Source organism: Protofrankia sp. CiP1_Cm_nod3 (assembly GCF_982290655.1).
Map to the genome: position 1 here is coordinate 1,242 of NZ_CEVIVD010000270.1, position 2,206 is coordinate 3,447.

The 2,206-nt window shown below is 62.6% G+C and carries 1 protein-coding gene; it reads right to left on the reverse strand.

Annotated elements, in window-relative coordinates; all coding sequences use genetic code 11:
* Window positions 1-129: 129 nt before the first annotated feature.
* A complete protein-coding gene (gene ltrA, locus AC5LUJ_RS24105; protein ID WP_493465855.1) occupies window positions 130-1,566 on the reverse strand; it encodes a group II intron reverse transcriptase/maturase in 1,437 nt (478 codons plus the stop codon).
* Window positions 1,567-2,206 lie beyond the last annotated feature (640 nt).

Consider the following 2,206-nt stretch of genomic DNA (forward strand, 5'->3'; position numbering starts at 1 on the left):
TGAAGTCGGCCCGGGACGCGGTTCCAACCTTTCAGCCGGTCCGTTTTCCCGGGCCGCTTCCCGCACCCGGCGTGCCCCTTTCAAGGCACCGGGCGCTCCACAAGTCCCGCTGTGGCTCGGATGTGCTCGTCAGGCAGCGGCAGGCCAGGGAGAAGGGATGACTGATCCCCGGTATCGGTAGCGTGTGGTGCTCACCTTCTCCGGATCGAAAAGTTCCCTGTTCTGGCTTGTAGGCCACCATCCGCCGCCGCAGTAGCGGTGGCGCAGTTCCTTCCACGTGGACCGGCGATGCTTCCGGCGTATCCATCGCCATACCGTCTCGAACACATAATGTTTCAGGTAGGCGAAGGTCACCGATGACACTCCGGGCCGGAAATAGGCGCACCAGCCCCTCAGCACAGGGTTGAGTCTGCGGATCAGATCATCAAGAGGCTGGTTCACCTCGACCTCGCGGCATACCGTCTTCACCTTGGCCATGACCGCTTTGACGGACTTCTTGGCCGGATAGGAGTAGACGTAATACTCGCGCGCGCCTTTCTTCCGGTGGCGTTGGATACGCCACCCGAGAAAGTCAAGGCCGTCATCGATGTGGGTGATCAGAGTCTTCTCCCGCGACAGGCGTAAACCCATCGTGGACAAGACTTCCACGATCTCCTCTCGCAAGGCTTCGGCATCGGATTTGGTGCCTTTAATCACCAGGCACCAGTCGTCGGCATACCGGACCAATTTGAAGTTCGGCAGGCCGTGCCGCAGACGCCTGGCCTTCTCAGTCTTGCCGGTCCCCGGGCCACCTGGTGACCGGGCGACGTGCTCGTCCAAGACGGACAAGGCGACATTACTGAGCAACGGCGAGAGAATCGACCCTTGCGGGGTGCCGGCGGTGGTAGGTCCCACTAAACGATCCTCAACGAGGACGCCTGATTTGAGAAAAGCCTTCACCAGGGCCAGGACACGCTTGTCTCCGATCCGTGCCCGCACTCTGTCCATTAAGGACGTATGCGAGATTTCATCGAAGCAGGCTTTGATGTCTCCTTCCACAATCCACTCGTAACATCGTGGTTTCGAGGTCAGATACCGAATCTCAGCCACCGCGTCATGAGCCCGGCGCATCGGGCGGAACCCATAGGAGCATGGGAAAAAATCCGCCTCGAAGATCGGCTCCAGCACCAGCTTCAGCGATGCCTGGACCACCCTGTCGGTGATGGTCGCGATCCCCAGGCGACGCAGCTTACCGCCCGTCTTGGGGATCATCCGCTCCCGCACCGGTAACGGCCGGAAACTGCGATCTTTCAACGCCGAACGCAGCCCGTCGAGGTATTCATTTATCCCGATCCGCGCCACTATCGACGCGGCGGTACGCCCGTCCACCCCGGCGGTCCTGGCACCTTTGTTGCCCCGCACCCGATCCCACGCAACCAACAAGAACGCGGGATCGGCCACCAAATTGAACAGATCGTCGAACTGACGACGGGCATCTTCACGCGCCCACCGGTGCAGCTTGGTTTGGATCTCCAGTACCCGGCGTTCGGCCCTAAACAAGGCGGATTCCGGTTCGTCGGTATTCACCGGCGAAAACCTCCTGGTCTTCCAGCATCCATCACCGCAGACTTGCTGGCTGTCTTTGCCCTGCGTCCGGCTTTCCCGGACTCCGAGACGGGTCGCTACGCCCGCGACTACTACACAGCCTCCGCCCCATCCGTCAGCCCACAGCCGGAACGGGCCTGCCCGCTGCCGTCCTGGCTGGACGGCCCGCAGGCGACTGCCGGATGGTTCCCACGTTCACCAAGCAATCGATCGGTCAGTGAGGCGCCCAGCTCTACTCCGGCAGCATCGCCACGGTTACGCCGCAGACCTTCGCCATGGCCTCCCCACCGCCGGAACTACGCGGCTTCGGAGTTGACGCCCGGACGCAGCATCGTCCGACCGTCACGCGCTGCTCACCGGCCCATATCCACCAGATTTGAGCACGGCTTCGCGGTTACGGAGCTTCAACCACTGGTTCACTTCCGTTACACCTTCTGACCTGGCCGAACAGGCCCGCGCCGTCTGGCAGTCCCGGCACGGCCTGTCTTCGTCGGGGCCGCTTGCCACCCTCCCCGGCGTTCCTCCGGATCAGGCTGCCCCCTGGCTTCACCGGGCTGCTGCGACAGCCCGGCGGGAAAGGTCTCTCACCCCTCCTCGATTGTCTCGGCGCCTCGTGGCGCAC